The following is a 23464-nucleotide window of genomic DNA, read 5'->3' as shown; positions in this document are numbered from 1 at the left end:
CGGGCCGACGCCATGCTCCACTCACTATGTGGGACGGAGCCGTTGCCGGTGTGTGACATTCCGCTTTCCTGGGTGCGCGGAAGTCCCGAACACCCGGTACGGACTGGTCCCGCGGGGAGGCGGTGGCGGTGCGACGGTGAGTCCGGGGGCGCCCGGGCGGCGGGCCGTTCAGCGGCGCAGCAGTGTCCTGCGGGTGGCGCGGGCCAGCCGGGTCACGGGACGTTCCGAGAGCGGTGCCGGACCGGACCGCTCCAGCCACCAGGCCCGCAGCCGTCGTGCCCGGGCGCCCTCCGGGAGTCCGGTGAGCAGCAGGTGCCCGGCGAAGTCCAGGGCGTCACGGCGGTAGCCGCCGGTCATCGGGTGCCGCCGCGCGTACGCGAGGAACGCGGGGCGGTAGCCGTCGCCGAGGATCTCCGGCAGCTCCGGGGCCACCTTCGCCACCACGTCGGCCCGCTTGGCGGCGAGGGCGCGGGCCTGCACCCCGAGGCGCACCCGGTCGAACCCCTCGGGCGCGGGGGTCCCGGCGACGAGTGCGGACAACAGCGCGGCCTGCGCCAGCGCCACGCGCTGCCGGGAGGCGAGGGAGTCGTCCGGGTCGGCGAGGGCGTCGCTGTCCGGGTCCGGGTCGGCGAGGGCGTCGCTGTCCGGGTCCGGGTCGGCGAGGGCGTCGCCGTGCGGGTCCGGGTCGGCGAGGGCGTCGCCGTGCGGGTCCGGGTCGGCCCTCTGCCCGTACCTGCCGGTCGTCCGGTACGGGGCTTCCGCCTTCTCCAGCGTCTCCCGGATCGAGGTCAGTTCCCGCTCCAGTTCGGCCGGTGCGGGGAAGTTCTCGTCCCGTTCCAGGAGGACGCCCGGCGGGGTCACCCGGGACGCGAGGTCGGCGAGGATGTCGAGCACGGGCCGGGGGACGGGATGGGCGTGGCTGTCGTGCCACACGCCGTCACGTTCGAAGCCCCCGGCGACGTGGACGTACGCGATCGCCTCCACGGGCAGCTCGCCGAGCGCCTCGGCGGGGTCCTCGCCGCGGTTGACGTGGTTGGTGTGGAGGTTGGCGACGTCGATCAGCAGCCGGACGCCGGTCCGGTCGGCCAGGTCGTAGAGGAACTGCCCCTCGGTCATCTCCTCGCCGGGCCAGGAGACGAGCGCGGCGATGTTCTCCACGGCGAGCGGGACCGGCAGCGCGGCCTGGGCGGCGCGGACGTTCTCGCACAGCACGCGCAGCGCGTCCCGGGTGCGGGGCACGGGCAGCAGGTGCCCGGCCTCCAGCAGCGGTGACGCGGTGAGCGGGCCGCCCGCCCGGACGAACGCGATGTGCTCGGTGACGAGCGGGGACCCCAGCGCCTCGGCGCGCTCGGCGAGGGCGGTCAGCCGCGCCTCGTCGGGCCGGTCCGCGCCGCCGAGTCCCAGGGAGACGCCGTGCGGCACCACCGTGACCCCCCGCTCGCGCAGCCGCACCAGCGACTCCGGGAGGTGGCCGGGGCACAGGTTCTCCGCGACCGCCTCGACCCAGTCGACGCCGGGCAGGTTCTCCACGGCCTCGGCGATCTCCGGACGCCATCCGATTCCCGTGCCCAGCCGTATCGGCTCCCGCATGTCCCCTCCTCCGTCACGGCCCGGGCCGTGCCCCTGCGTCGCTCCCCACGACGGCCGGTGCCCCGGCGTGAACAGGTCATGGCCCCGGGAACCGGGACCGAACCCACCGGGGAGGACGTTCAGAGCAACATTTGAGGTTTCGGCCCCCGGCCGGGGACTCGCACGGCTGTCACGGCCGTGGTGGCGCACACGCGGGCCCAACGACCGCCGATCGGTCGTTTCGCGCCAGCCCGTGGGGCGGCGGGGCACAAGTTGGCCCGAATCCCCTCCCGTGTCCTCCGTTCGGGGCTGGCAACGCCAACTTCCGCTTCCCTAAGATGGTTTGCCGGTCGGGCCGGTCGGGCCGGCCGACGGTGATCTGGGGGAACGATGCAGTCCGGCGAACAGCTGTCCACGTCGATCGACGCCACGGTGCCCACGGCCGCGCGCATGTACGACCACTACCTCGGCGGCAAGGACAACTACGCCGCCGACCGGGCGGCGTGCGAAGAGCTGGACAAGGTCGTGCCCAGCACGCGCGCGCTCGCGCTGAACAACCGGCGCTTCCTCCAGCGGGTGGTCCGCACCCTCGCGGACGGATACGGGATCCGGCAGTTCCTCGACCACGGATCCGGCCTGCCCACGCAGAACAACGTGCACCAGGTGGCCCAGGCGGTCGACGAGACCTGCCGGGTCGTCTACGTCGACAGCGACCCGATGGTGCTGGTGCACGGCCGGGCCCTGCTGGACCAGAACGAGCGGACCGCCGTCATCCACGCCGATCTGCGGCAGACGGAGGAGATCTTCGCCCACCCGGACACCCGGCGGCTGATCGATCCCGAGCAGCCGGTGGCCGTGCTGTTCAACTCGGTGTTCCACTGCATCCCGGACAGCGAGACCGACGGTCCCCTCCCCGTGATCCGGCGCGTCGCCGAACGGCTGGCGCCCGGCAGCTTCATGGTGATGTGCCAGCTGGTCAGCGAGGACGCCGCGGTCCGCGACTTCGTCACCGACTTCATGGACAAGGCCACACAGGGGCACTGGGGCCGGGTCCGCCAGGAGGCGGACGTCGAGCGGTTCTTCGAGGGCATGGACGTCCTGGAGCCCGGACTGGTCGAGGTGTCCACCTGGCGCCCGGACACCGATGTCGTGCCGCGTCAGCTCACCCAGGAGTGGATCGAGTTCGGCGGGGTCGGCCGGATCCGCTGACACCGCCGGCCGGGGCCGGCCCGATCCGCCGGCCCCGTCAGCGCGAGGCGCTGTACCGCTGTGCCACCGTGTCGCGCAGCAGCTCCAGGGACGCGCGCGGGCTGAGCGCCTCGTCGGCGAGCCGGTCCAGCACCACGCGGTACTCCTCCGTCTCGTCGCGGTCCTCCAGGAAGTTGGCGCTCCTGATGTGCTCCAGGTAGACGATGTCGGGCAGTTCGACACCGCCGAAGCGCAGATAGGTGACGGGGATGGCCGGGGCCGAGGCGTTGGTGACGTCCAGCGGGACGACCTGCACGACCACGTGGGGCCGCTGCGCCATCTCGACGAGGTGCTCCAGCTGGGCGCGCATCACGTCACGGCTGCCCAGGACGCGCAGCAGCACGGACTCGTCGACCACCGCCCACAGATGGGGCGGGTCCTCCCGGTTCAGCAACTCCGCCCGGCGCATGCGCAGCTCGACCCGGCGCTGAACCTCGGCGGCGGGCGCCGTCGGCAGTCCGCGCTCCACCACGGCCCGGGTGTATTCGGCGGTCTGGAGCAGGCCCGGGACGTACTGGATCTCGAAGGTGCGGATGGTGGTGGCCGCCTCCTGGAGTCCGACCAGCCGGTCGAACCACTCGGGCATCAGCCGCTTGTCGTAGCGCTGCCACCATCCCGGCTCGCCCGCCCGCTTGAGCAGTCTGAGCAGCACCGACATCTCGTACTCGTCGGTCTTGTACAGCTCCAGCAGGGCGCGGACGTCGGCCTCGACGGGCGGGCGGCGGCCCTTGCCCGCCTCCATGCGCGACAGCTTCGCCGCGCTGAACCCGAGGGAGCGCGCCGCCTGTTCCTGGGAGAGACCCGCGTCCTCGCGGGCGCCGGCCAGCTGAACGCCCACCAGCATCTTCAGCAGAGTGGGAGCGGGCTCCTCCCGGCTCAGATACGGTTCGAGGCGGGAGACGCGGGGTGACTCGACGGACATCCTGACTCCCTGTCGACCGGCAGAAGGCAGCCAAAATTATCGCACTGCCCGGGGGTCTGCCGCAGCGGGAGTCGGAAGTGGACAACCACCCTTCCATTTCACCGGAGTTCGGGGTGCGGGAGACCGGCCGGGACGCGCTGGTCAGAGCAGGTGGTCGAACTCCCCGTCCTTCGCGCCGGCCAGGAACGCCGCCACCTCGGCCGGGGTGTAGACCAGGGCGGGACCGTCGGGGTCGCGGGAGTTGCGCAGCGCGATGCCGCCGCCGTCCAGGGAGGCCACCTCGACGCAGTTGCCCTCGGCATTGCTGTGCCTGCTCTTGATCCAGGAGGCTCCCAGCGAGCTGGCCCGCACTCCGTTCGGCACTGATGGCACCAACGCACTCTCCTTGCTGACGTTCCACCAGGTACGGACCCGGCCGGCGGCCCGGTCGCGGGCGCCGGGCCGGACCTCGCCCGGCCCGTGACCCTCTCCGTCTTCATGCAATTTCTCGTGCAATTGCACGAAGACGCTGTCAGCGTGGATAATAGCCGTGGCGTCAACCTCGTTACCAGGGGCCCGTTCTGACGTCGGTTCAGCCGCTCCCCGAGGAGCGTGATCGTCCGGGAGGGCCGGTGGCCCCCCGCGCACCTGTCACTGTCCGACGCCTTTGGAGGGAGCGGAAATGGCAACACCACTCAGGAACCTGGAACGCGTGTCGTGGGACGAGATCAAGGACTCCAAGGGGTCCGCAGAAACCATCCCCTTCCTGCTCGACACCGTGGCCCGGGGTGACGCGGAGACGGCCAGAGAGGCCCTGCAGGACCTGCGGGAACGAATCTGCCAGTTCGGGTTCGTCGTCGAGCAGGCGACGGCCGCCACCGTCCCCTTCCTCTGGGAGCTCGCCGAACTGCCCCAGGTCACCTGCCGTGTGCAGATCATCCAGCTGCTGAGGGACATCGCCGAGGCCCGGCAGTGGGAGCGCACCGCCGCCGCCTACCCCAAGCTCCTCAACCGCCGTGAGAACTGGGTGGGCTGGGAGCGCGAAGCCCGTCAGGCCGTACGCGCCCGGCGCGGCACCCTGGAGCACCTGCTGGCCGAGCCGGACACCGAACTCGTCCGAGTCACCGCGGAGTTGGCCACCACGCTGGCGGACTGAGCGCGCCCGCCGTCAGTCCGCCGCCGCGACGGAACGCTTCGGCAGGGCACCGGCACGGCCGTGCCCCTCGACGGCCACGGTCAGGCCGGGAGCGATCTCGGTGAACCCCGCGTCCCGGACCAACGGCACGTCGGAGACGCTCAGTTCACTCCAGTGGGCCGGATCGGCGGTGCGCACGGAGAGGGCGAAGCCCGCCTCGCGCCAGGCGATCCGCTCCTCCTCCGACAGCTCCCACCAGGCCAGTTGGGCGCCATGGCCCGTCTGTGCCATCGTCTTGCCGGCGGACATGTCGAGTTCCGGGTTCAGCCACAGCACGGGCGCGGTCGGATCGGCCGGCGCCGGCGGCTCCGGATCGTCCAGATCCGTTCCCGACACCTGGAGCCGTGCCAGATCCTTCGGCCAGCCGTCCAGGGGCACCGGGGGGAAGACCCGTACCTCCGCCGACCGCCCGGTCACGGTGATGCCGGGCAGCGCCTCGGCCCGCCGCCACTCCGCTCCGCGCGCCCGCCGTACGACCTTGCGGATCCGGGCGTCCTGCCAGTCCCGCATCGCCTGCGCCCAGATGCCGTCCCCCAGGGAACGCTCGTCGCTCAGCATCGTCAGCACGGCCCGCGCGGAGGTCTCCAGCGCGTCGGTGCGCGCCGGGGGAGCGTCCTTCTCGATGTGCACCACCAGGGGCAGCACGAACTGCCGTGCCTTGTCGCGCACGGTGTGCTCCTCACGGAACGGTCCGGCGTCGGCGTCGGTGTCGGCGGGGGTCGGGTCGTCGCTGCTCACGCCCCCAGTCTGCCAGGCGGAAGATCCGCCCCGGACGGGCGGGCGACCGCACGGGCGGTCGGTCCGGTCCGGGGGCGCCCGCTCCGCGGGCGGGCCGCATCCCGGCGGGCCTCCACTCCTGGCAGGCTCCCGCTCCCGGGCAGCCTCCGCTCGGGGTCGGCCCGATCTCGTGGGCAGCCCGGTCTTGTGATCAGCCCGAGCACGCGGTGCGCTGGGCCTCCTGCCAGGCGCAGACGGGACACAGCGTGATCCCCTTGTGCGACTCCGGGTACTCGGTCGGCTCGCGGCACAGCACGCACTCCGCGAACGGGGGCCCGCCCGGCTCCGCCGCGCCCGGAACCCCGCCGGCCTCCTGGGCCGCCCCGTCCGTGCCGCTCGTGCACTGGTCGTCGCTCATGCCCCCACCTTACGAGGGGCATGGCAGAGGACCGGGTGGGGAACTGACGGACCCCGGGGCCCGGACCGGGCGGGGAGCGGACGCGTCGTGGGGCCGGGACCGAGGAGCCGGTCCCGGCCGGAAGCGGTCAGAGTTCGGCGCCGCGCGAGGCGATCCGCTCCCTGACGCGGTGCAGGACCTCGTCGGCCGGCCGGGCGTCGAGACGGCGACCGTCCCGCAGCCGCAGGGCGACCAGGCCGTCCGCCGCCTCCCGGGCGCCGATCACCGCCTGGTACGGGACCAGCCGGTGGGCCCGCACCCGCGCGCCCAGGGTGCCCTCCTCCGGGGCGGCGAGCCGGGCCCGCAGCCCCTCGTCGCGGCAGCGGCGCACCAGCCGGAGCGCCGGTTCGGTCTCGGCCTCGGAGACCGGCAGGACCACCAGCTGGGCCGGCGCCAGCCAGGGCGGGAAGGCGCCCCCGTGCACCTCGATGACATGGGCGACCGCCCGCTCCAGGCTGCCGATCACGCTGCGGTGCACCATGACGGGCCGGTGCCTTCCGCCGTCGGCGCCGATGTAGTGCAGTCCGAAGCGTTCGGGCTGGTGGAAGTCGACCTGGACGGTGGAGAGGGTGGACTCGCGGCCCGCCGGATCGGCGATCTGGACGTCGATCTTGGGTCCGTAGAAGGCGGCCTCGCCCTCGACGGCCTCGTACGCCACGCCCGAGGCGTCGAGGACCTCGCGCAGCAGCGCGGCCGACCGCTCCCACAGCCCGGGACCGGCCACGTACTTGCCTCCGGGGCCCGGCAGCGACAGCCGGTAACGGGCCGCCTCGATGCCCATCGCGTCGTACGCGGCGCGGATCATTCCGAGGGCCGCGAAGGCCTCCTCGGCGACCTGGTCCGGGGTGCAGAAGACGTGGGCGTCGTTGAGCTGGATGGCGCGCACCCGGGTCAGACCGCCCAGCACACCGGACAGCTCGGATCGGTACATGCCGCCCAACTCCGCCATACGGAAGGGAAGTTCGCGGTAACTGTGCGGCCGGGATCGATAGATCAGCGCGTGGTGGGGGCACAGGCTCGGACGCAGCAGCATCTGCTCCTCGCCGAGTTGCATCGGCGGGAACATGTCGTCGCCGTAGTGCGACCAGTGCCCGGAGATCTCGTACAGCTCCCGTTTGCCCAGCACCGGCGAGTACACGTGCTGGTACCCGGCGCGCCGTTCGGCGTCACGGACGTACTCCTCCAGGGCGTGGCGCACGGCGGCGCCGTCCGGCAGCCAGTACGGAAGTCCGGCGCCCATCAGGGGGTCGGTGTCGAACAGGCCGAGTTCGCGGCCGAGCCGGCGGTGGTCGTTCATGGCGGTCTCCTCGTGTACGGAGGGCGAGCGACCGCACGGCGAAGCCCCGGGGCGCTCGCCCCGGGGCTTCGACTCACGTCAGCGGTCAGCGCGCCGGGGCACTCTCCGGCGTCGTCGTGTTCATCGCGGCACGCTGCTTCATGGCGGACACGCTAGCGGCCGGTTCCCTCGCTGGGCACGCGAATTTCGCTGCGCGGGGCGGGTATCGCCCCACGGGTGCTCGGCTCGGATGCACGGGTACCCCCGGGCTCCGCGCCGGCCCCGGCGGGCCTCACCCCGAGGGCGTCTCCGGCTTCGCGTGTTCCTCCGGGTCCGGAGCCCGGTCCTGGCCGTTCCCGAACTCCTGCGGGCGCGCGGACTCCTCCGGTCCCTCCGGTTCCATCGGCACCCTGGGCTCACCCAGGATCCCGAACGTGTCCGGGACGCCGAGCCCGTCCGTGTCGGCGAACGACTCCGGGATACCGAGCGCGCCCAGCGACCTGCCGAGCCGCTCCGCGGTGAGGGGAGGTTCGACGGGGTCGACCCCGGCACCACGGTCTGGAGCAGGCGCAGTTGGAGGGCGGCGGGCTGTTCCGACATCACCCCGGCGGCCTCGGCCAGCTTCTTGGAGGCCTGGAGTTCCGCGTCGGCGTTGATGACCCGGGCGCGCCGTTCGCGGTCGGCCTCGGCCTGGCGGGCCATGGACCGCTTCATCGACTCGGGCAGGGAGACGTCCTTGATCTCGACCCGGTCGATCTGGACGCCCCAGCCGATCGCCGGGCTGTCGATCATCAGCTCGAGGCCCTGGTTGAGCTTCTCGCGGTTGGACAGGAGGTCGTCCAGGTCGCTCTTGCCGATGATCGAGCGCAGCGAGGTCTGCGCCATCTGGGAGACCGCGAAGCGGTAGTCCTCGACCTGGATGATGGCGTTCGTCGCGTCCACCACCTTGAAGTAGACGACGGCGTCGACGCGGACGGTGACGTTGTCCCGGGTGATGCCCTCCTGGGCCGGGATGGGCAGGGTCACGATCTGCATGTTGACCTTGCGCATCCGGTCCACGAACGGCACGACCATCGTGAAGCCGGGGGAGCGGACCTCGCCCGCCACGCGCCCGAGCCGGAAGACGACCCCGCGTTCGTACTGCTTGACGACCTTGGCGCCGGCCGCGACATAGACCACCGAGGCGGAGCAGGCCGCCGTGATCGCCACGATGAGTTCCTGGACCATGACGACCCCCTTCCGAGCCGCCCCGTTTGTCTGGCCATTCCACTTTACGTCGCGGGGGCGCTGTTGCCGCCGGGGGGGAGGGGGGATCCGCCGCCTGCCGCCTGCCGCGGCCCGCGGGCTCAGTGGCTCTCCACGAGCCCCTTCGCGTCACGGGCCAGCGCGGTCAGCCGGGAGATCGCGCGGAAGTACTTCTTGCGGTAGCCGCCGTTCAGCATCTCCTCGCTGAACAACTGGTCGAAGGGCATTCCGGAGGCGAGGACCGGTACCTCGCGGTCGTACAGCCGGTCGGCGAGGACGACGAGCCGCAGCGCCGTCGACTGGTCCGGGACGGGCTGGACGTCGGTCAGGCAGACCGCCTCGACCCCGTCGGTCAGGGCGCCGTACCGGCTCGGGTGGACCCGGGCGAGGTGGGCGAGCAGGTGCGGGAAGTCGTCCAGGGACGCGCCGTCGGTCGCGTACGCGGCCTTGGTGACCTGCTCCTCGGAGAACGGGGCGGGCGCCTCGGGCAGCCCGCGGTGGCGGTAGTCCTCACCGTCGATCCGCAGCGGGCGGAAGCGCGCGGACAGGCCCTGGATCTCCCGCAGGAAGTCGGCGGCGGCGAACCGGCCCTCGCCGAGCTTGCCCGGAAGCGTGTTCGAGGTGGCGGCGAGTGCCACGCCCGCGTCGACCAGCCTGCCGAGCAGGGACGAGACGAGGACGGTGTCCCCCGGGTCGTCGAGCTCGAACTCGTCGATGCACAGGAGGCGGTGCCCGGACAGGGTCTGCACGGTCTGCTGGAAGCCGAGCGCGCCGACCAGGTTCGTCAGCTCCACGAAGGTGCCGAACGCCTTGAGCGAGGGCTCCGCCGGGGTCGCGTGCCACAGGGAGGCGAGCAGGTGGGTCTTGCCGACGCCGTAGCCGCCGTCCAGGTAGACACCGCGGGGGCCGGCCGGTGTCTTCGGGGCCTTGCCGCGGCCGAACAGCCTGCGCTTGGGTGCCCCCACGGCGTGCGCTCCGCCGAGCCCGGCCGCGAACCCTTCGAGGATGCCCACGGCCTCGGTCTGGCTGGGCTGGTTCGGGTCCGGGATGTACGTGGCGAAGCGGACCGAGTCGAAGCGCGGCGGCGGCACCATCTCGGCGACGAGCCGGTCGGCGGGGACGTGCGGCTCGCGGGCGCACAGGGACAGCGGGGCCGCTTCGGCTATCGGGTCGATCGCGGAGGCGGTGGAGGTGGACGACACGGTTCCCCACTCTATGCTCCGTGCCACACTGCACGTCATGCGACGCCTGTTCCCTGTGACCTATGAAACAGCTGCCCAGCCCTCTGGAGAGGCCCCCGGGACGGATGTGACGGAGCGCGAGTGGGAGCTCGGGGAACTGGCGGAGGCGTACGCCTACCCCGCGGTCTCCTCGCCCTGGCTCCGGGCCAACATGGTGTCGACGCTCGACGGCGCCGCCCAGCACGAGGGGCGCTCGCAGCCCATCTCCAACGCCGCCGACATGAGGATCTTCGGCGTCCTGCGGGGGCTCGCGGACGTCGTGGTCGTCGGGGCGGAGACGGTGCGGCAGGAGGGCTACCGGCCGGCACGCGCGCGTGAGGCCTTCGCGGCCCGGCGGGAGGCCGCCGGGCAGGGCCCCGCGCCCGCGATCGCGGTGGTCACGGCGAGCCTCGGCCTCGACTTCTCGCTGCCGCTGTTCACCTCGCCCCTGGTGCCCACGCTGGTCCTGACCGGCGCCGCGGCGCCGCCGGAACGGATCGCCGAGGCCGAGCGGGCGGGCGCGACCGTGGTCGTCGCGGGGGACGGCACCGGAGTCGATCCCGCCCGTGCCGTGAGCGCCCTCGGCGCCCTCGGGCACACCCGGCTGCTGACCGAGGGCGGGCCCCGGCTGCTCGGCCAGTTCGTGGCGGCCGGCGTCCTGGACGAGATGTGCGTGACGCTGTCCCCGATGCTTGCCGCGGGCGACGCCCAGCGGATCGCCGGCGGGCCTTCGGTACCGGTTCCCCGGCGCTTCGAACTGGTCTCCCTGCTGGAGGAGGACGGGTTCCTGTACGGCCGGTACCGGCGCCCTGGCCGACAGTCGGAATAGCTGCCGCGGTCGACAGTCGGAATGAAAGATTCCGTTTCTCTTCGGACGGGCACACTAATTCGCGCAGTACCCGTGCTGTCACGGGGCAGGATGGTTTCCGCAGGGGGCCGGGACGGCCCACGGACGAGAAGGGCGCCTGTCGTGTTCACGAGCGTATTGATGATCGAGAAGGCCCTGACGTCCGCCGACGTGGAGTTCGTCACCACCTTGCACGGTGACGAGACGGTCGCCTTCCATGTGCTGCTCCAGCCCCGGGGCGACCAGGCGGACCGGTTGCTGCGGGCCATCGACGACGTCGCGATGGGCGAGATCGACGAGGCGACCCACGAGGGCGAGACACCGGAGGGCGAGGAGGCCGCCAGTCAGGGCGAGCGGGCGCTGGAGGTCTCGCTGCTGGCGCTGCGCGGGTCCGGCAACACGGCCGAGGGCCGGCTCATCGAGGACCACCCCCTCGACGCGCTGAAGGGCCTGGTCGACCAGGTGGAGGCCGACGAGGTCATCGTGCTGACCGACCCCCACTACGTGGAGGAGTTCTTCCACCGGGACTGGGCCTCCCGGGCCCGCCACAAGGTCGGTGTGCCGGTCCTGAAGCTGTTCTCGCACAGCAAGGCGTGACCGAGGGCCCCGCCGACGCCCGCCCGGGGTGCCCTGGGCTCGCCCGGGCGCGTCCGGCGGTGTCCCTTGTGAGGCGGTGTCCGCCGCACCCAATAGGCTGGGCCCGCGTTCCCCTCGGGAGAGCGCGCCCACCTTCGTACCGGATCTTGGGGAGAAACACGCATGGCACCCGGCCTTCCTACCGCGATGGACCGACCGCACTTCATCGGCATCGGCGGCGCCGGGATGTCGGGCATCGCCAAGATCCTCGCGCAGCGCGGAGCCGTGGTCGCGGGCAGTGACGCGAAGGAGTCCGCCACCGCCGAGGCGCTGCGCTCGCTGGGCGCCACGGTCCACATCGGGCACGCGGCCGGTCACCTGGCTCCCGACGCCACCTGCGTCGTGGTCTCCTCCGCGATCCGCGCCGACAACCCCGAGCTCGCCCGCGCGGCCGAGCTCGGCATCCCGGTCGTCCACCGTTCGGACGCCCTGGCCCGTCTGATGGACGGTCTGCGCCCGATCGCGGTCGCCGGCACCCACGGCAAGACGACCACCACCTCGATGCTCGCCGTGTCCCTGTCGACGCTGGGCCTCGACCCCTCGTACGCCATCGGCGGCGACCTCTACGCCCCCGGTTCCAACGCCCTGCACGGCGCGGGCGAGATCTTCGTCGCCGAGGCGGACGAATCGGACCGCAGCTTCCACAAGTACGCGCCCGAGGTCGCGATCATCCTCAACGTCGAACTCGACCACCACGCCAACTACGCGTCGATGGAAGAGATCTACGAGTCCTTCGAGACGTTCGTGGACCGGGTCACCGAGGGCGGCACGCTGGTGATCTCGGCGGACCACGAGGGCGCCCGCGAGCTGACCCGCCGCCTCGCCGGCCGTGCCGTGCGCGTCGTGACGTACGGCGACGCCGCCGACGCGGACGTGCGGGTGCTGTCCGTGGTCCCGCACGGCCTCACGAGCGAGGTGACGGTCCTGCTGGACGGCGCCGAGCTGACCTTCACCGTCTCCGTCCCGGGCCGTCACTATGCGCACAACGCGGTGGCGGCGCTCGCCGCGGGCGCCGCGCTCGGCATCCCCGCGGCCGAGCTGGCCCCCGCGCTCGCCTCCTACACCGGCGTGAAGCGCCGGCTCCAGCTGAAGGGCGAGGCGGCCGGCGTCCAGGTCGTCGACTCCTACGCGCACCACCCGACCGAGATGACCGCCGACCTGGAGGCCATGCGGGCCGGGGCCTCGGGCCGCATCCTCGTGGTCTTCCAGCCGCACCTGTTCTCCCGCACCCAGGAGCTGGGCACGGAGATGGGCGAGGCCCTGTCGCTGGCGGACTCCTCCGTCGTCCTGGACATCTACCCGGCCCGCGAGGACCCGATCCCCGGGATCACCAGCGAGCTGATCATCCAGGCCGCGCGGAAGGCGGGTGCCGAGGTGACCCCGGTCCACGACAAGGCCGAGGTTCCCGCGGTCGTCGCGGGAATGACGAAGCCCGGTGATCTCGTTCTCACCATGGGCGCCGGCGACGTGACGGACCTCGGACCCGAGATCCTCGCCCGCCTGGCCGAATGACCGTGGGCCCTCAGGGGGCCTCCTTGAACGTGAGGGGTTGAGCTTCATGTCGTACGACATCGAAAAGCCGGACGAGCAGTGGCGCGCGGAGCTGACCCCGGCCGAGTACACGGTGCTGCGCAAGGCGGGCACCGAGCCCGCCTTCACCGGTGAGTACACCGACACCAAGACGAAGGGCGTCTACTCCTGCCGTGCCTGCGGCGCCGAACTCTTCACCTCCACGGAGAAGTTCGCCTCGCACTGCGGCTGGCCGTCCTTCTACGACCCGAAGGACTCCGACGCCGTCGAGCTGATCGCCGACAGCTCGCACGGAATGGTGCGCACGGAGGTGCGCTGCGCCCGCTGCGGATCGCACCTCGGCCATGTCTTCGAGGGCGAGGGCTACCCGACCCCGACGGACCAGCGGTACTGCATCAACAGCATCTCGCTGCGGCTGACACCGGCGGACGAGAGCTGACCACCACCGGCTGACGCCGGACCGCACGACGCCCGTGGCAGGAGGTCCTGCCCGGGCGTCGTCACGTTTCCCCAGGTCGCGTCGGCCCGACCTCGCTCAGGCCGGGTCCGGGCCGGGAGATGCCTCGGTGCTTCCCTCCGGCGCGCCCCGATCCCGCTCGGCCATTCTCCGGATGACGCCGGGCGGGATCGCCGTGTTCCGGGCCGCGTCCTCGGCGGTGTCGTGGTCACGCAGGAGCGCGACCAGGACGTGGGCGGGGAGGCGGGGGCAGCGGGCGGCGGCCCGGCGGACGGCGGGGTCGGGGTCGTCGAGGAGACGGACCGCGCCCAGGCCGCTCAGGCGTGGATCTTCGGCGGCGCGGAAGCGGACCTCGTGATGCGGGTCGAGGGTGAGGCGGTCGACCAGTTCCGGGGTGGAGTCCGGGTCGTCCAGGGCGAGTTGGCGTAGACGGGGGTCGGGATCGCCGGCGTGTCGCAGGAGGCCGGTGCGCGGGAAGCGGGGGTGCGTACGGGGTCGGCCGGGGGCGGTGAGGCTGCCGTTCCACCAGCGCCAGACCTGGAGCAGCATCCAGGGCGGGGCGTCGTCGCAGGACTCGGCGAGGAAGAGGTGGACGACCCGGTCCTCGTCGTGCGCGAGACGGTCCACGACGTCCGGCGGGAGGTGGCGGGCGCGGGCGACGGAGCGGCGGATCAGCGGGTGGGCCGAGGCGGAGAGGCGGCGCATGGCTTCGGGGTCGTCGTGGAGGGCGTGGACCCAGGGGAGCGTGTCGTGGTGGACCGTGGGATCGAAGTCGTAGGAGATGGTGGCGCGTCGGGTCTCGGTGAGGTCCGGGCGGCGGGCGATCGTGCCCCGGACGGAGGGGTCTGGGTCCACGGCCAGGACGGCGATCAGGGCCGGGGACAGGTGAGGATTGCCGGCGAGGGCACGGCGCAGGGCGGAATCCGGGTGCCGGGACAGGTGGTGGGCCAGTTCCGGTTCCAGTACGGAGTCGGTCACGACGCGGATGGCGTCGCCGAGGTCGCCGCTCAGGAAGACGGCGAGGGGGACCGGATGCTCGCGGTGATGCAGCCGCCGGGCGGCGGTGCGGACGCCGGGGTCGGGGTCGGTGAGGAGCGCGTGGCGCTCGTCGTCGTCCAGGTCAGGCCAGGCCGCGGGGCAGGCGGACCGTCGGACCCGGGGCTCGGGGTCGGTGAGGAGGGCGCGGGCCACGGTGACCGGCAGGCCCGTCAGGGAGGCGGACTCGGCGCGGACACGCGCGACGGGATCGGCGGCGAGCCGCTCGTAGGCGGCCGAGGTGAAGGTCGCGCGGTGATCGACGGCGACGCTGACCAGGGCCCAGCGGCGGCGGTCGTTCTCCTCGGAGAGGACGAGGCGGCTCCACTGGCCGGGCGTCAGCTGGTTGACACCGGTGTCGACCAAGGCGCTGCGCACGTTCCATTCCGGGTGGACGAGCAGTTGCTCGATCAGGTCGGCGGGCAGGTCGCGGCCGTGGTGACGCCCGGTGCGTACCGAGAGGTCGAGCTGGAGGTCCTTGGGCACCGAGGGGTTGGACAGGAGTCCGATCGCCCACCGTTCGCGTGTCCGCCGTGAGATCCGGAGCCTGCCGAACAGCCCCTCCCAGGCCGCTTCCCGCTCCTCCTCGCTCTCCTCCCGCGCCAGTGCCAGGGCCCGTCGTTCCTGGTGCGCGGGGAGGTCTACGACCACGATGAGCCAGATCTCGTACTCCTCGGTGGTGACGCCGATCAGCGTCTTCCCGTCCGGGGAGAGCGTCATGAACTCCGGGCAGCGAGGCTGATCCCGCAGGACCTCCGCGAGCCGCCAATCCTCCCCGAGCCGGACCCTGAACCAGCCGCCGTGGCCCAGCGTGACCAGGAAGCCGCCGTCCTCGCCGAACAGCCCGTGCGCGGTGGCCAGCCGGAACCACTCCGTGTCGGTGTCGGCGAACGGAGCGACGGCGTCCAGTCGTACGACCGCGGCCGGTACGGCGTCTCCCGCCGCGATCGGCCGCAGCGCCGCACGGACGGGGAGGGCGCCGGAGCCGGCGCCCCAGCCGCCCGCGTCCTCCAGACCGGCCTCGGCGAGTATCGCGTCGGCCTTCTCCCGTGGCGTCGTCACGCCGGTGTCCCCCGCTCCAGGTGCCGGGTGAGCCCGCGAAAGGTGTGCCAGCCGCGCGGGTCGGTGCCGTCGCCGATCGGGTAGTGCAGGGCGGGGCCGGCCGGTGGGCCGAGCCGGACAGGGGTGGGGCCGAGGGGCGGGCTGAGGGCGTGGGCGAGGCCGACCGCCCTGACCTCGCCGGGTCCCAGCGTGAAGGTGTGGGGGACGGGCGGGGCCTCGAAACGCGGGGGAACGGTCAGATCACGACGGGCGGCGCGAAGCGACGTCAGCATGCTGGTCAGGGAGTGCTCGGCGCAGAGGGTCTCGGCGAGAGACGCGACCCTGTCCAGGGGCGGGGTCTCGTCCCGGCCGTAGCCGAGCGCCAGGACGACGTCCTCCTCGACGCCGTCGGGCGTGCGGGTGACGCGGACGGTCGCGATGGCCGGGCGGTCCGGGTGGCCGACGGCGATGAGCAATGTGGGCCGGGGCGCGCGGTCGCGGGCGAGGTCGGTCAACTGGCGTGTCGACCACGGAAGGTTGACGGGTTCGGCGGTGCTCCATCCGGTGGGTGGGGCACCGGTGAGGATGCGCCAGGCGGCTTCCGGCGCCCGGCCGAGGACGAGGTCCTCGTCGGCGGGGTGCCGGGTGCGCAGGGAGAGGACGAGCTGGCGTTCCCCGCTGTCGGCGGTGGTGGCGAAGGCGTCCGCGACCGACGCCGCGCCGTTCTCGTCGAGGACGGGGGTGAAGACGCCGCCCTTCCAGTGCAGCACGGCACCGGACAGGCCGTCGTAGAAGCCGTGGTCGGCCTCCTGGACGACCCAGCGGTTGGGGTGGCCATGCAGGGCGGTGAGAGCGGGCCGGGTCAGGCGGGTGGCACGCGGGGTGACGATCTGAAGGGCGCGGCCGTCGGCGGCCGCGCCGCGCAGGGCGTCGGAGAGCCAGCTGGTCATGGTGACGAGGGGGCGGTCCTGGATGACCACGGCGGCCTTGTCGGTGAGGACGTCCACCGCCGGGGCCGAGGTGGCGGGCACGGGTACCGCGGAGATGTCCGTGGTGAGGGGCACGACACCGGTCGAGGCGGCCTCCGGGGGCCAGACCGATCCGTCGAGGACGGTGGCGAGGCGTCCGGCGAAGGAGCCCGCCAGCAGGCCGCCTTCCGCGACGGCGGTGGCGGCCCGGGCCTCGGTCCACCACACCGGGCTGTCGGGGAGACCGGGAGCCGCGCCGAGGAGGCGGGTGGTCTCGCCGGGGACCTGGACCAGGACAGGGGCTTCGACGGAGACGAGCGGCCGACCGTCGGGTGCGCGGAGCTGGATGACGGCGCCGTCGGCCAAGGTGCTCACACCGAGGTCGGGACCTCCGGCGTAGAGGCCGGCGAGGAGGGTGCGCAGGTCCGGCATCCTCGGGGTGAGGGCGATGACGTCCCTGGTCATGGAGCGGATCCCCGATCGTCGTCGGCTTCGTCCACGACGGCGGTCTGGACGAGCCGGTGGTGGCCGCGGCGGACGAGCGTGCCGCGGCCGGGAGGCTGGGCGGACGCGTACAGGCCGGGGAAGAGCTGCCCCTCGGAGCGGTCACCGGTCATGACGAGGGCGGCGGTGCCGGTCTCGCGCAGGGTGGTCAGCAGCGGTTCGTACAGGGCGCGGGAGGCTCCGGCGGTACGGCGGGCGACGACGAAGTGGAGGCCGATGTCCTGGGCGGAGGAGATGTACGGCAGGAAGGGGGCCAGGGGCTGTTGTCCGGCGGTGGTGAGGATGTCGTAGTCGTCGATCAGGATCACGATCCTCGGCCCGGTGAACGAGGGATCCGCACCGGTCGCGTCGGGGTCCGCGGTCTCCGGCAGACGCTTCTCCAGCTCGGCCGCGATGCCTGTCGCCAGGGCGGCGGCCAGCTTCGCGTTGTGGGCGTAACCGCCGCGGTACGGCTCCGGGACGACACCGCGCAGACCGCGCCGCGGGTCGAAGACACCGAACACCAGCTCCTCGTCGCCGTACCGGGTCACGAGTTGCCGCACGATCAGCTTCAGCAGGTTGGTCTTGCCGCACTCGCTGTCGCCGAGGACGAGCAGGTGCTGATCGCTCCCGAACAGGTCCAGCAGCACCGGGGCGAGCGCGTCCTGGTCCACGCCGATGGGAACCACCCCCGGCGCGCCGGCCGGTGAGGGGAGCTTCGCCGCGGGAAGGCGCACCGGGAGCACCCGCACGGGGGCGGCGACGTCGCCGTGCCAGCCCGCGCGGATCGTGCGGGCGGTCCGCTCCAGGGTGGCCGCGAGATCCTCCGTGTGGGGGCGGTCGTCGATGCGGGGCAGAGCGACCTGCGCGAACAGTTTTCCGTCGGTCAGCACCCGGCCCGGCACGTCGGGTGCCAGCGTCGCCGACAGTCTGCGGTCGATCGAGGAGTCGGCCGGGTCGTTGAGCCGCAGTTCGACGCGTGTCCCGAACATCGACTGGGTGGCGATACGGACGTCGTTCCAGCGCAGCATTCCGGCGACGACGTGAATGCCGTAGCCGCCACCCCGCTTAAGGAGGTCGGCGACGGCGTCGTCGAGGTCGGCGAACTCGTCGCGCAGCGCCCCGAATCCGTCGATGAGCAGCACGACGTCGGTCGAGCCGAGTTGCGGCAGCCTGCCCTGGGCGCGCAGTCGGCGCAGGTGGTCGACGGAGTCGACCCCGTGAGCGCGGAAGATCTCCTCGCGCTGGGCGAGCATGGCGCGGACCTCGGCCACGGTACGCGCGGCGCGCTCGTGGTCGGCGCGCCCCGCGATGCCGCCGACGTGCGGCAGACCGGCGAGGGCGGACAGTCCGCCGCCCACCAGGTCGAGGCCGTAGACGGCGACCTCGTGCGGGGTGCGGGTGAGGGCCAGCGAGAGGGCGAGGGTGCGCAGCAGAGTGGTCTTGCCGGACTGCGGGCCGCCGATGACGGCCGTGTGGCCGCCCGCGACGGTCAGGTCCAGCAGCCAGGGCCGCTGCCACTGCCTGGCCGGGTCGTCCAGAACGCCCAGCGGAACGCTCAGGGCGCCGTCGCGTCGCGCGAGCCGGAGGCCCTGCGTGCCGGCCTCGACAGGGCCGGCCGCGGTGGCGAGCGTGACGGCGTCCGGCAGGGGCGGCAGCCAGATCCGGCGTACCGGCGGGGCGGCGGTGGCGAGTTGTCCGACCATGACCGACATCACCGTCGGTCCGGTCTCCCGTCTGGTGGCCGCGGATTCCCCCGCCGCAGCCGCCGAGGACTCCGTGCCCGGCGTGGTGTACGTCGGATACGGCGACGCGAGCGGTTCGTCGTCCTTCTCGGCGTGCGGGTTCGGGCTGCGGTAGGCACCGGAGACGTACCCCGCCTTGAAGCGTTCGTAGGTGGAGGTGTCGACCTTCAGATAGCCGAAGCCGGGCAGCGGCGGCAGATCGAAGGCGTCCGTGGTGTCGAGCACCGTACGCGACTCGTCGGCGGAGAAGGTGCGCAGGCCCAGGCGGTACGACAGATAGGTGTCCAGCCCCTTGAGCTTGCCGCCCTCGATGCGCTGACTGGACAGCAGCAGGTGGACGCCGATCGAGCGGCCGATGCGTCCGATCGACAGGAACAGATCGATGAAGTCCGGTTTCGCGGTGATCAGTTCGCCGAACTCGTCGATGACGACGAACAGGTGCGGCAGGGCTTCGAGGTCCGGGCGCCCGGTGGCACGGAGAACGGCGTAGTGGCCGATGTCGGCGATGTCGCCGGCGTCCTTGAGCACCTGCTGGCGGCGCTTGACCTCGCCGGCGAGGCTGCTGTGGACGCGTTCGACGAGCCCGGCCTGGTTCTCCAGGTTCGTGATCACCCCGGCCACGTGCGGGAGGCCGGTGAAGGGGGCGAAGGTGGCGCCGCCCTTGTAGTCGACCAGTACGAGCGCCAGGTCCTCGGGGGAGTGGGTCGCGGTGAGCGCGAGGACGAGCGTGCGCAGCAGCTCGCTCTTGCCGGAGCCGGTCGCGCCCACGCACAGACCGTGCGGACCCATGCCGAGCTCGGAGGACTCCTTCAGGTCCAGCAACACCGGCTCATGACGGTCCGTCATGCCGATGGGCACGCGCAGGAACGCCCGCTCGCTCCGGGGTGCCCACAGCCGGTCGATGTCGAGTGCCGCGGGGTCGTCGATGTCCAGCAGGCCGGGGAAGTCCACCGGCCCGGAGACGGGGGTGCCCTCGGCCGCGGACTCCGCGGACAGCCTGAGCGGGGCGAGCATGCGGGCCAGCCCTGCCGCGCCCGCGACGCCGATGGCATCCGGCGAGCCCTGAGCCGCCGTCGACGTGTCGCGCAGGTCCTCCACCGTGATCCGGTCCTCGTCGACGGTGACGCGGACCGTCACCTGATCCGGCTCGTGCACGCGCTGCTCCAGCAGGTGCAGCACCGTCACGCCCATGTCCGGCAGATCGACCGCCGTGTCGGGGCGCTGTAGTTCGGCCGCAGTCTCGCCGTACTCGTCGCTGACGACCAGCAGCCGGTCGGTCATCCGGAGCGCGCCGCGGTCCGACAGCCCACGTCGTACCTCCGCCGCATACGAGGCGCGCCGGCGCAGATCGTGACGGCACAGCGTGGCCAGCCCGGCCAGGTCCGGCGCGATCCGGCGGGCGGCGACCGGACCGTCGTGCCCGGACGGATCGAGCACGTGGGGCAGCCACTTGGCCCAGTCCCAGTCGGCCAGCCGCTCGGCGGGCACCGCGAGCGCGACGGCCACGTCGTCCGGCGCGTGCGTGACCGCCGTCTGGACGAGCAGAGCGTGGGCGACCCGCAGCACCCCCTCACGGTCACCCACGATGCTGACGTCGCCCGCCCGGTCCAGGGGCACGGTGAGCGGGAAGTGTGTCGTCGTGGCGAACCTCTCCCGCAGCGCGCGGGCCTCGTTGAGCATGAAGGGGTCCGGGGGAGTGAGGACCCCGCCCGCGCCGTTCTGCCCGACCGTCAGTTCCTGTACCGGCACGTTCCCCGTTCCGATCCGTACCCGCAGGAAGTCGGGGTCCTGGCGGCGCCGCTCCCACAACCGGGCCGGATCGCGCACGAGGTCGTACAGGGCCTCGGGCGGCGGGTTCAGCAGGCGCGCCCGCCCACGCTGCTCCAGTTCGAGCAGGCCGAGTTCCTCGCGCAGCTCCTCGAGGTACTCGAGATACCGCTCGCGCTGCACGCGCCGGGTGCGCTGCGCCTTGCCTCGCTGGGACAGGAACAGCGCCGCCGCGCCGAGCAGGGCGAAGACGAGCACGATCGCCCCGAGGGCGGCGAACTGGCTGTTGCGGATCACGGTCATCATCACGACGGAGCTGATGACGCCGGCCATCGGCAGCAACGCGGTCGCCGCGTTGCCGGTCTTTCCCTTGGGCAGGTTGGGCGGCGGTTCGACGGTGCGCGGCTGTGGCGCGGTGAGGGGGCGGGTGGACCGCGCGGGCCGGTGGACGAGATGCTGGGTCACGGACGGGCCTTTTCTCGAACGGGTCCAGAAGCCTGGCTTGTGCTCATCGCACTCTGACCGCGCGGTGCATCGTCTCCGTCGCGAGGCGGACGACGGCGTCCCGGGTGGCCCGGCCGAGCATGGCGGTGTGGATCGGGCCTCCCTGCGCCAGATGCCGGTCGTAGGGGAGCCGTACGACGGACACGCCGGTCTCCCGCAGATGCGCGGCGGCCGTCTTCTCGTCCAGCGTGGTGTCGGGGGAATGCGCGGACAGGGCCACGACGGTGCCGGCCAGGGCGGCGTGCGGCAGCTGGGCCAGCCAGTCCAGGACCTGCCGGGTGCCGTTGACGCCCTCCGCGGTCATCGGGGCGACCACCACCCGGGCGTGGGCGGTGTCCATCGCCGTACGGGCCACATCGCCCGGCAGCGTCTCGCAGTCCACCACCGTCACCGCGAAGTAGCGCCGCAGGGCGAGCGTCACCGTGCGGTAGGTGCGGACGTCCATCGGCGCGCCGACGCGGCCCTGGCCGGCGGGGAGGAGCCATCCGCCGTCGGTCACGGGTACCAAGTAGCCCGTGACGTCGGTGAGTCGCATCGCGGGGGTGAGGATCCGGGCGAGGTCGGCGCACGTCCAGCGCACCGACGCGGCGCCCATCCGCACCGGGAGGGTGCCGAGCGCGGTGTCGGCCTCCAGCGTGAGGACGGGGTCGTGCCGGTAGTGGTTGAAGGTGCGGCCCAGCAGGGCGGAGACGGTCGACTTGCCCACCCCGCCCCTGATGGATGTCACCGCGATGACCCTGCCGGTGGTGACCGGCTGCTGCAACTCCTGTGCGAGGCGGGTCTCTTCGGCGACATCCCGGGAAGCCGAGGCGGCGAGATCACGGAGCGTGCGTCCGGTCCGGCGGGTCACGGAATCGCCGTACCGGGGACGCCCCAGGGCGAGCGCCAGGCGGGGGTCGACGGTCGGTACGGACTCCGGGGTGTGCAGCGGGAGGCGGGGATCACCGGGACTCGCGACGACGGGGGCCGACGCGGGGACCGAGCCCTGAGGGGAGCCGGGCGAGGCCGTGGATCGTGCGGCGCCGGGCGGCCCCGGCGGTGCGTGCGCCGGTCGGGGCCGTTCCGTGGCACCGGTCGGCCCAGGGGCGGGACCGGTCCCCTCGCCCGCGCTGGCCGCCTCGTCGGCTCCGCCCGCACCGGCCGTCTTCCCCGGACCCTCGTGCCGTCCCAATTGCCGCAGCACGTCCTGCTGCCAGTCCTCTCGCCGAGCCATGGAGCCCACCCCTACGCGAAGGTGCCGAGCAGGCGCCCGTACACACCGAACGCCCCGATGAGGAGCGGGAACAGGGCGATGACTCCCACCGACTCGAGGACGTCGCCGAAGCGCCGCAACCGCACCCGCACATGCTCGGCGGGCTGCACGGCCAGCACCGCCAGGGGCACGAGGGCCAGGGCGACGAGCAAGGCCAACGGCCCCACGGCACCGGAGCGTTCCTGCCAGACGCCGACGAGCCGGACGGTGATCACCGCGCCGGCCCCGAGCAGTGCCACGACCTCGATGACGAGCGGGAAGGCACGTGCACGCAGCGCCAGAACGGCGGCGACCACCACGGCGAGCAGCACGGTCCAGACCGAAGGCGCCCTCAGGACGAGGACCCCCGCGGACATCGCCGAGGCGGCCAGGACGACGGTGGCGAGAGCCAATCCACGATGCGTCGCGGTCAGGGCGGTGCGAACCTCCAGGCGGCTGACGGACATTCCGCCGGAGCGGCGGTCGTCCAGCCCGGACAGGCCGGATGCCATGAGCGCGAGTCGAGGAAGCACACCGAGGGCGACGATCGAGACGACGCCCGACAGCGCGCCCGCACGGGCCTGCTGGACCGTTGTACCCGCGCCCGACTGGACCGCGAGCGCCGCCTGCCAGCAGAGCGTGCAGCCGAACAGGGCGACGGCACCGACGAGACCGGCGCGGCCCAGCGGTGCGAACCGGCCCAGCAGGAGCAGTGCCACCACGAGGGCGACGGAGACGCCGGCCAGGCGCACGGCCCCGGACCAGGCGTGGGCGTCGGCCAGCGTCCATGCGCCGAGGGCACCGAGGGTTCCCCCGGTGACGAGGAGCGTGGTGGCCAGACCACGGTGCGCGGCCCGACCGAGAAGGGCCCCCGCCAGTGAGCACAGCACAGCGACTGCCGCCAGGGCGCCGCCCACGGCCGACGGACCGAACTCCCCGCGCGCCAGGGTGCCGGCCGTCGCGGCCCAGCCGACCGTCGCGACTCCGGCCACGACGCGCCGGGCGGCGGGACTCCACCGCCATGCGCGGCCATGCGGATCCTCGGCGGCCTCATCGGTGACGTCGTGCACCACAGGTGCCCCGGGGGCGTCCTCCAGCCGCACGAGCCGCAGGACGGCTCCGTCCGGGATTCCCGCAGATTCCAGCGTGCTGTCGTGCGCGAGCGCCGAACCGTCAGCGGTGACCAGATGCCGTGACGCGGGCCGGGCGGACACCTGGTCGTCCAGCAGTCGCATCACTTCGGGCAGAAGCAGTCCGACGGGTTCCGTGGAGGGGAGGACGAGATCGACCCGCCTCCGTTCGCCGACCAGGGTGACCCGGCTCAGGGCCGTCCGGTTCGGCGTCGTACGGCTCAGGGACCCCGCAGATATCACGCGTTCGAACCTATCATCG

At 72.9% G+C, this 23464-nt stretch carries 17 protein-coding genes and 2 pseudogenes; 6 read left to right on the top strand and 13 right to left on the bottom strand.

Annotated elements, in window-relative coordinates; translation table 11 throughout:
- Positions 1–168 precede the first annotated feature (168 nt).
- Positions 169–1590 carry an MbnB/TglH/ChrH family RiPP precursor modification enzyme gene (locus tag IO36_RS20785; RefSeq protein WP_063764884.1) on the bottom strand — a complete coding sequence of 474 codons (1422 nt, stop codon included), beginning with the start codon at positions 1588–1590 and terminating at the stop codon, positions 169–171.
- A 369-nt stretch (positions 1591–1959) separates the two neighbouring features.
- Here IO36_RS20785 and IO36_RS20780 point away from each other — a divergent pair, with 369 nt between their 5' ends.
- On the top strand, positions 1960–2778 hold the full coding sequence (locus IO36_RS20780; RefSeq protein ID WP_037621820.1) for an SAM-dependent methyltransferase: 819 nt from the start codon (positions 1960–1962) through the stop codon (positions 2776–2778).
- A gap of 37 nt (positions 2779–2815) precedes the next feature.
- Here IO36_RS20780 and IO36_RS20775 read toward each other — a convergent pair whose 3' ends face one another.
- Together IO36_RS20775 and IO36_RS20770 are read right to left on the bottom strand one after the other, a co-directional pair.
- On the bottom strand, positions 2816–3739 hold the full coding sequence (locus IO36_RS20775; protein ID WP_037621819.1) for a helix-turn-helix domain-containing protein: 924 nt from the start codon (positions 3737–3739) through the stop codon (positions 2816–2818).
- Between the two features lie 141 nt (positions 3740–3880).
- Positions 3881–4111 carry a DUF397 domain-containing protein gene (locus IO36_RS20770; RefSeq protein ID WP_037622048.1) on the bottom strand — a complete coding sequence of 77 codons (231 nt, stop codon included), beginning with the start codon at positions 4109–4111 and terminating at the stop codon, positions 3881–3883.
- A 274-nt stretch (positions 4112–4385) separates the two neighbouring features.
- Between IO36_RS20770 and IO36_RS20765 the strand changes: the two genes are divergently transcribed.
- Positions 4386–4874: a hypothetical protein gene (locus IO36_RS20765; RefSeq protein ID WP_051900720.1), complete on the top strand. Its 489-nt coding sequence runs from the start codon at positions 4386–4388 to the stop codon at positions 4872–4874.
- Between the two features lie 12 nt (positions 4875–4886).
- Here IO36_RS20765 and IO36_RS20760 read toward each other — a convergent pair whose 3' ends face one another.
- The 5 genes and pseudogenes from IO36_RS20760 to zapE form a co-directional block, all read right to left on the bottom strand.
- Positions 4887–5651, bottom strand: coding sequence for an aminoacyl-tRNA hydrolase (locus tag IO36_RS20760; protein ID WP_037621817.1), 765 nt, complete (start codon positions 5649–5651; stop codon positions 4887–4889).
- A gap of 190 nt (positions 5652–5841) precedes the next feature.
- Positions 5842–6048 carry a hypothetical protein gene (locus IO36_RS20755; protein ID WP_037621816.1) on the bottom strand — a complete coding sequence of 69 codons (207 nt, stop codon included), beginning with the start codon at positions 6046–6048 and terminating at the stop codon, positions 5842–5844.
- A gap of 127 nt (positions 6049–6175) precedes the next feature.
- Positions 6176–7450, bottom strand: a pseudogene (gene thrS / locus IO36_RS20750) (threonine--tRNA ligase); the annotation flags it as partial.
- 429 nt (positions 7451–7879) lie between these two features.
- Positions 7880–8590, bottom strand: a pseudogene (locus tag IO36_RS48240) (slipin family protein); the annotation flags it as partial.
- A gap of 119 nt (positions 8591–8709) precedes the next feature.
- Positions 8710–9849 (bottom strand): cell division protein ZapE, encoded by a 1140-nt coding sequence (gene zapE / locus IO36_RS20740; RefSeq protein WP_387704299.1) that lies wholly within the window; start codon positions 9847–9849, stop codon positions 8710–8712.
- Between zapE and IO36_RS20735 the strand changes: the two genes are divergently transcribed.
- The 4 genes from IO36_RS20735 to msrB all read left to right on the top strand — a co-directional run bounded on the left by IO36_RS20735 (position 9848) and on the right by msrB (position 13280).
- A complete protein-coding gene (locus tag IO36_RS20735) occupies positions 9848–10657 on the top strand; it encodes a pyrimidine reductase family protein (protein ID WP_037622045.1) in 810 nt (269 codons plus the stop codon). The genes zapE and IO36_RS20735 overlap by 2 nt on opposite strands.
- A gap of 141 nt (positions 10658–10798) precedes the next feature.
- Positions 10799–11272: an indole-3-glycerol phosphate synthase gene (locus IO36_RS20730; RefSeq protein ID WP_209441232.1), complete on the top strand. Its 474-nt coding sequence runs from the start codon at positions 10799–10801 to the stop codon at positions 11270–11272.
- Between the two features lie 162 nt (positions 11273–11434).
- Entirely contained in the window at positions 11435–12823 is a 1389-nt protein-coding gene (gene murC / locus IO36_RS20725; protein ID WP_037621812.1) for a UDP-N-acetylmuramate--L-alanine ligase, read from the top strand.
- A 46-nt stretch (positions 12824–12869) separates the two neighbouring features.
- On the top strand, positions 12870–13280 hold the full coding sequence (gene msrB / locus IO36_RS20720) for a peptide-methionine (R)-S-oxide reductase MsrB (protein ID WP_037621811.1): 411 nt from the start codon (positions 12870–12872) through the stop codon (positions 13278–13280).
- A 96-nt stretch (positions 13281–13376) separates the two neighbouring features.
- Here the strand turns inward: msrB and IO36_RS20715 are convergent, their stop codons facing one another.
- Genes IO36_RS20715 through eccD form a run of 5 tightly spaced genes read right to left on the bottom strand, consistent with a single transcriptional unit; the run spans position 13377 to position 23445 of the window.
- Complete coding sequence (locus IO36_RS20715) at positions 13377–15395, bottom strand: PE-PGRS family protein (RefSeq protein ID WP_107065757.1); 2019 nt, start codon at positions 15393–15395, stop codon at positions 13377–13379.
- On the bottom strand, positions 15392–16807 hold the full coding sequence (locus tag IO36_RS20710) for a DUF6177 family protein (protein ID WP_037621810.1): 1416 nt from the start codon (positions 16805–16807) through the stop codon (positions 15392–15394). The genes IO36_RS20715 and IO36_RS20710 overlap by 4 nt, the downstream gene beginning before the upstream one ends.
- Positions 16804–20802: a type VII secretion protein EccC gene (locus tag IO36_RS20705; protein WP_037621809.1), complete on the bottom strand. Its 3999-nt coding sequence runs from the start codon at positions 20800–20802 to the stop codon at positions 16804–16806. The genes IO36_RS20710 and IO36_RS20705 overlap by 4 nt, the downstream gene beginning before the upstream one ends.
- Positions 20803–20845: 43 nt before the next feature.
- On the bottom strand, positions 20846–22054 hold the full coding sequence (locus IO36_RS44685) for a CpaE/TadZ family protein (protein WP_078943316.1): 1209 nt from the start codon (positions 22052–22054) through the stop codon (positions 20846–20848).
- Positions 22055–22065: 11 nt separating this feature from the next.
- The gene (gene eccD / locus IO36_RS20695) at positions 22066–23445 is read right to left on the bottom strand and encodes a type VII secretion integral membrane protein EccD (protein WP_051900719.1); all 1380 of its coding nucleotides are present in this window, start codon (positions 23443–23445) and stop codon (positions 22066–22068) included.
- Positions 23446–23464 lie beyond the last annotated feature (19 nt).

It is taken from the genome of Streptomyces aureus, assembly GCF_000725495.1.
Taxonomy (GTDB): Bacteria; Actinomycetota; Actinomycetes; order Streptomycetales; family Streptomycetaceae; genus Streptomyces; species Streptomyces aureus_B.
This window is presented reverse-complemented; position numbering and strand designations above follow the sequence as displayed.

Excerpts from the sequence above, each read along its gene's own strand:
- IO36_RS20785 (WP_063764884.1), bottom strand. The coding sequence starts at position 1,590 with ATGCGGGAGCCGATACGGCTGGGCACGGGAATCGGATGGCGTCCGGAG.
- IO36_RS20780 (WP_037621820.1), top strand. The coding sequence starts at position 1,960 with ATGCAGTCCGGCGAACAGCTGTCCACGTCGATCGACGCCACGGTGCCC.
- IO36_RS20775 (WP_037621819.1), bottom strand. The coding sequence starts at position 3,739 with ATGTCCGTCGAGTCACCCCGCGTCTCCCGCCTCGAACCGTATCTGAGC.
- IO36_RS20755 (WP_037621816.1), bottom strand. The coding sequence starts at position 6,048 with ATGAGCGACGACCAGTGCACGAGCGGCACGGACGGGGCGGCCCAGGAG.
- IO36_RS20735 (WP_037622045.1), top strand. The coding sequence starts at position 9,848 with ATGCGACGCCTGTTCCCTGTGACCTATGAAACAGCTGCCCAGCCCTCT.
- zapE (WP_387704299.1), bottom strand. The coding sequence starts at position 9,849 with ATGACGTGCAGTGTGGCACGGAGCATAGAGTGGGGAACCGTGTCGTCC.
- murC (WP_037621812.1), top strand. The coding sequence starts at position 11,435 with ATGGCACCCGGCCTTCCTACCGCGATGGACCGACCGCACTTCATCGGC.
- msrB (WP_037621811.1), top strand. The coding sequence starts at position 12,870 with ATGTCGTACGACATCGAAAAGCCGGACGAGCAGTGGCGCGCGGAGCTG.
- IO36_RS20710 (WP_037621810.1), bottom strand. The coding sequence starts at position 16,807 with ATGACCAGGGACGTCATCGCCCTCACCCCGAGGATGCCGGACCTGCGC.
- IO36_RS44685 (WP_078943316.1), bottom strand. The coding sequence starts at position 22,054 with ATGGCTCGGCGAGAGGACTGGCAGCAGGACGTGCTGCGGCAATTGGGA.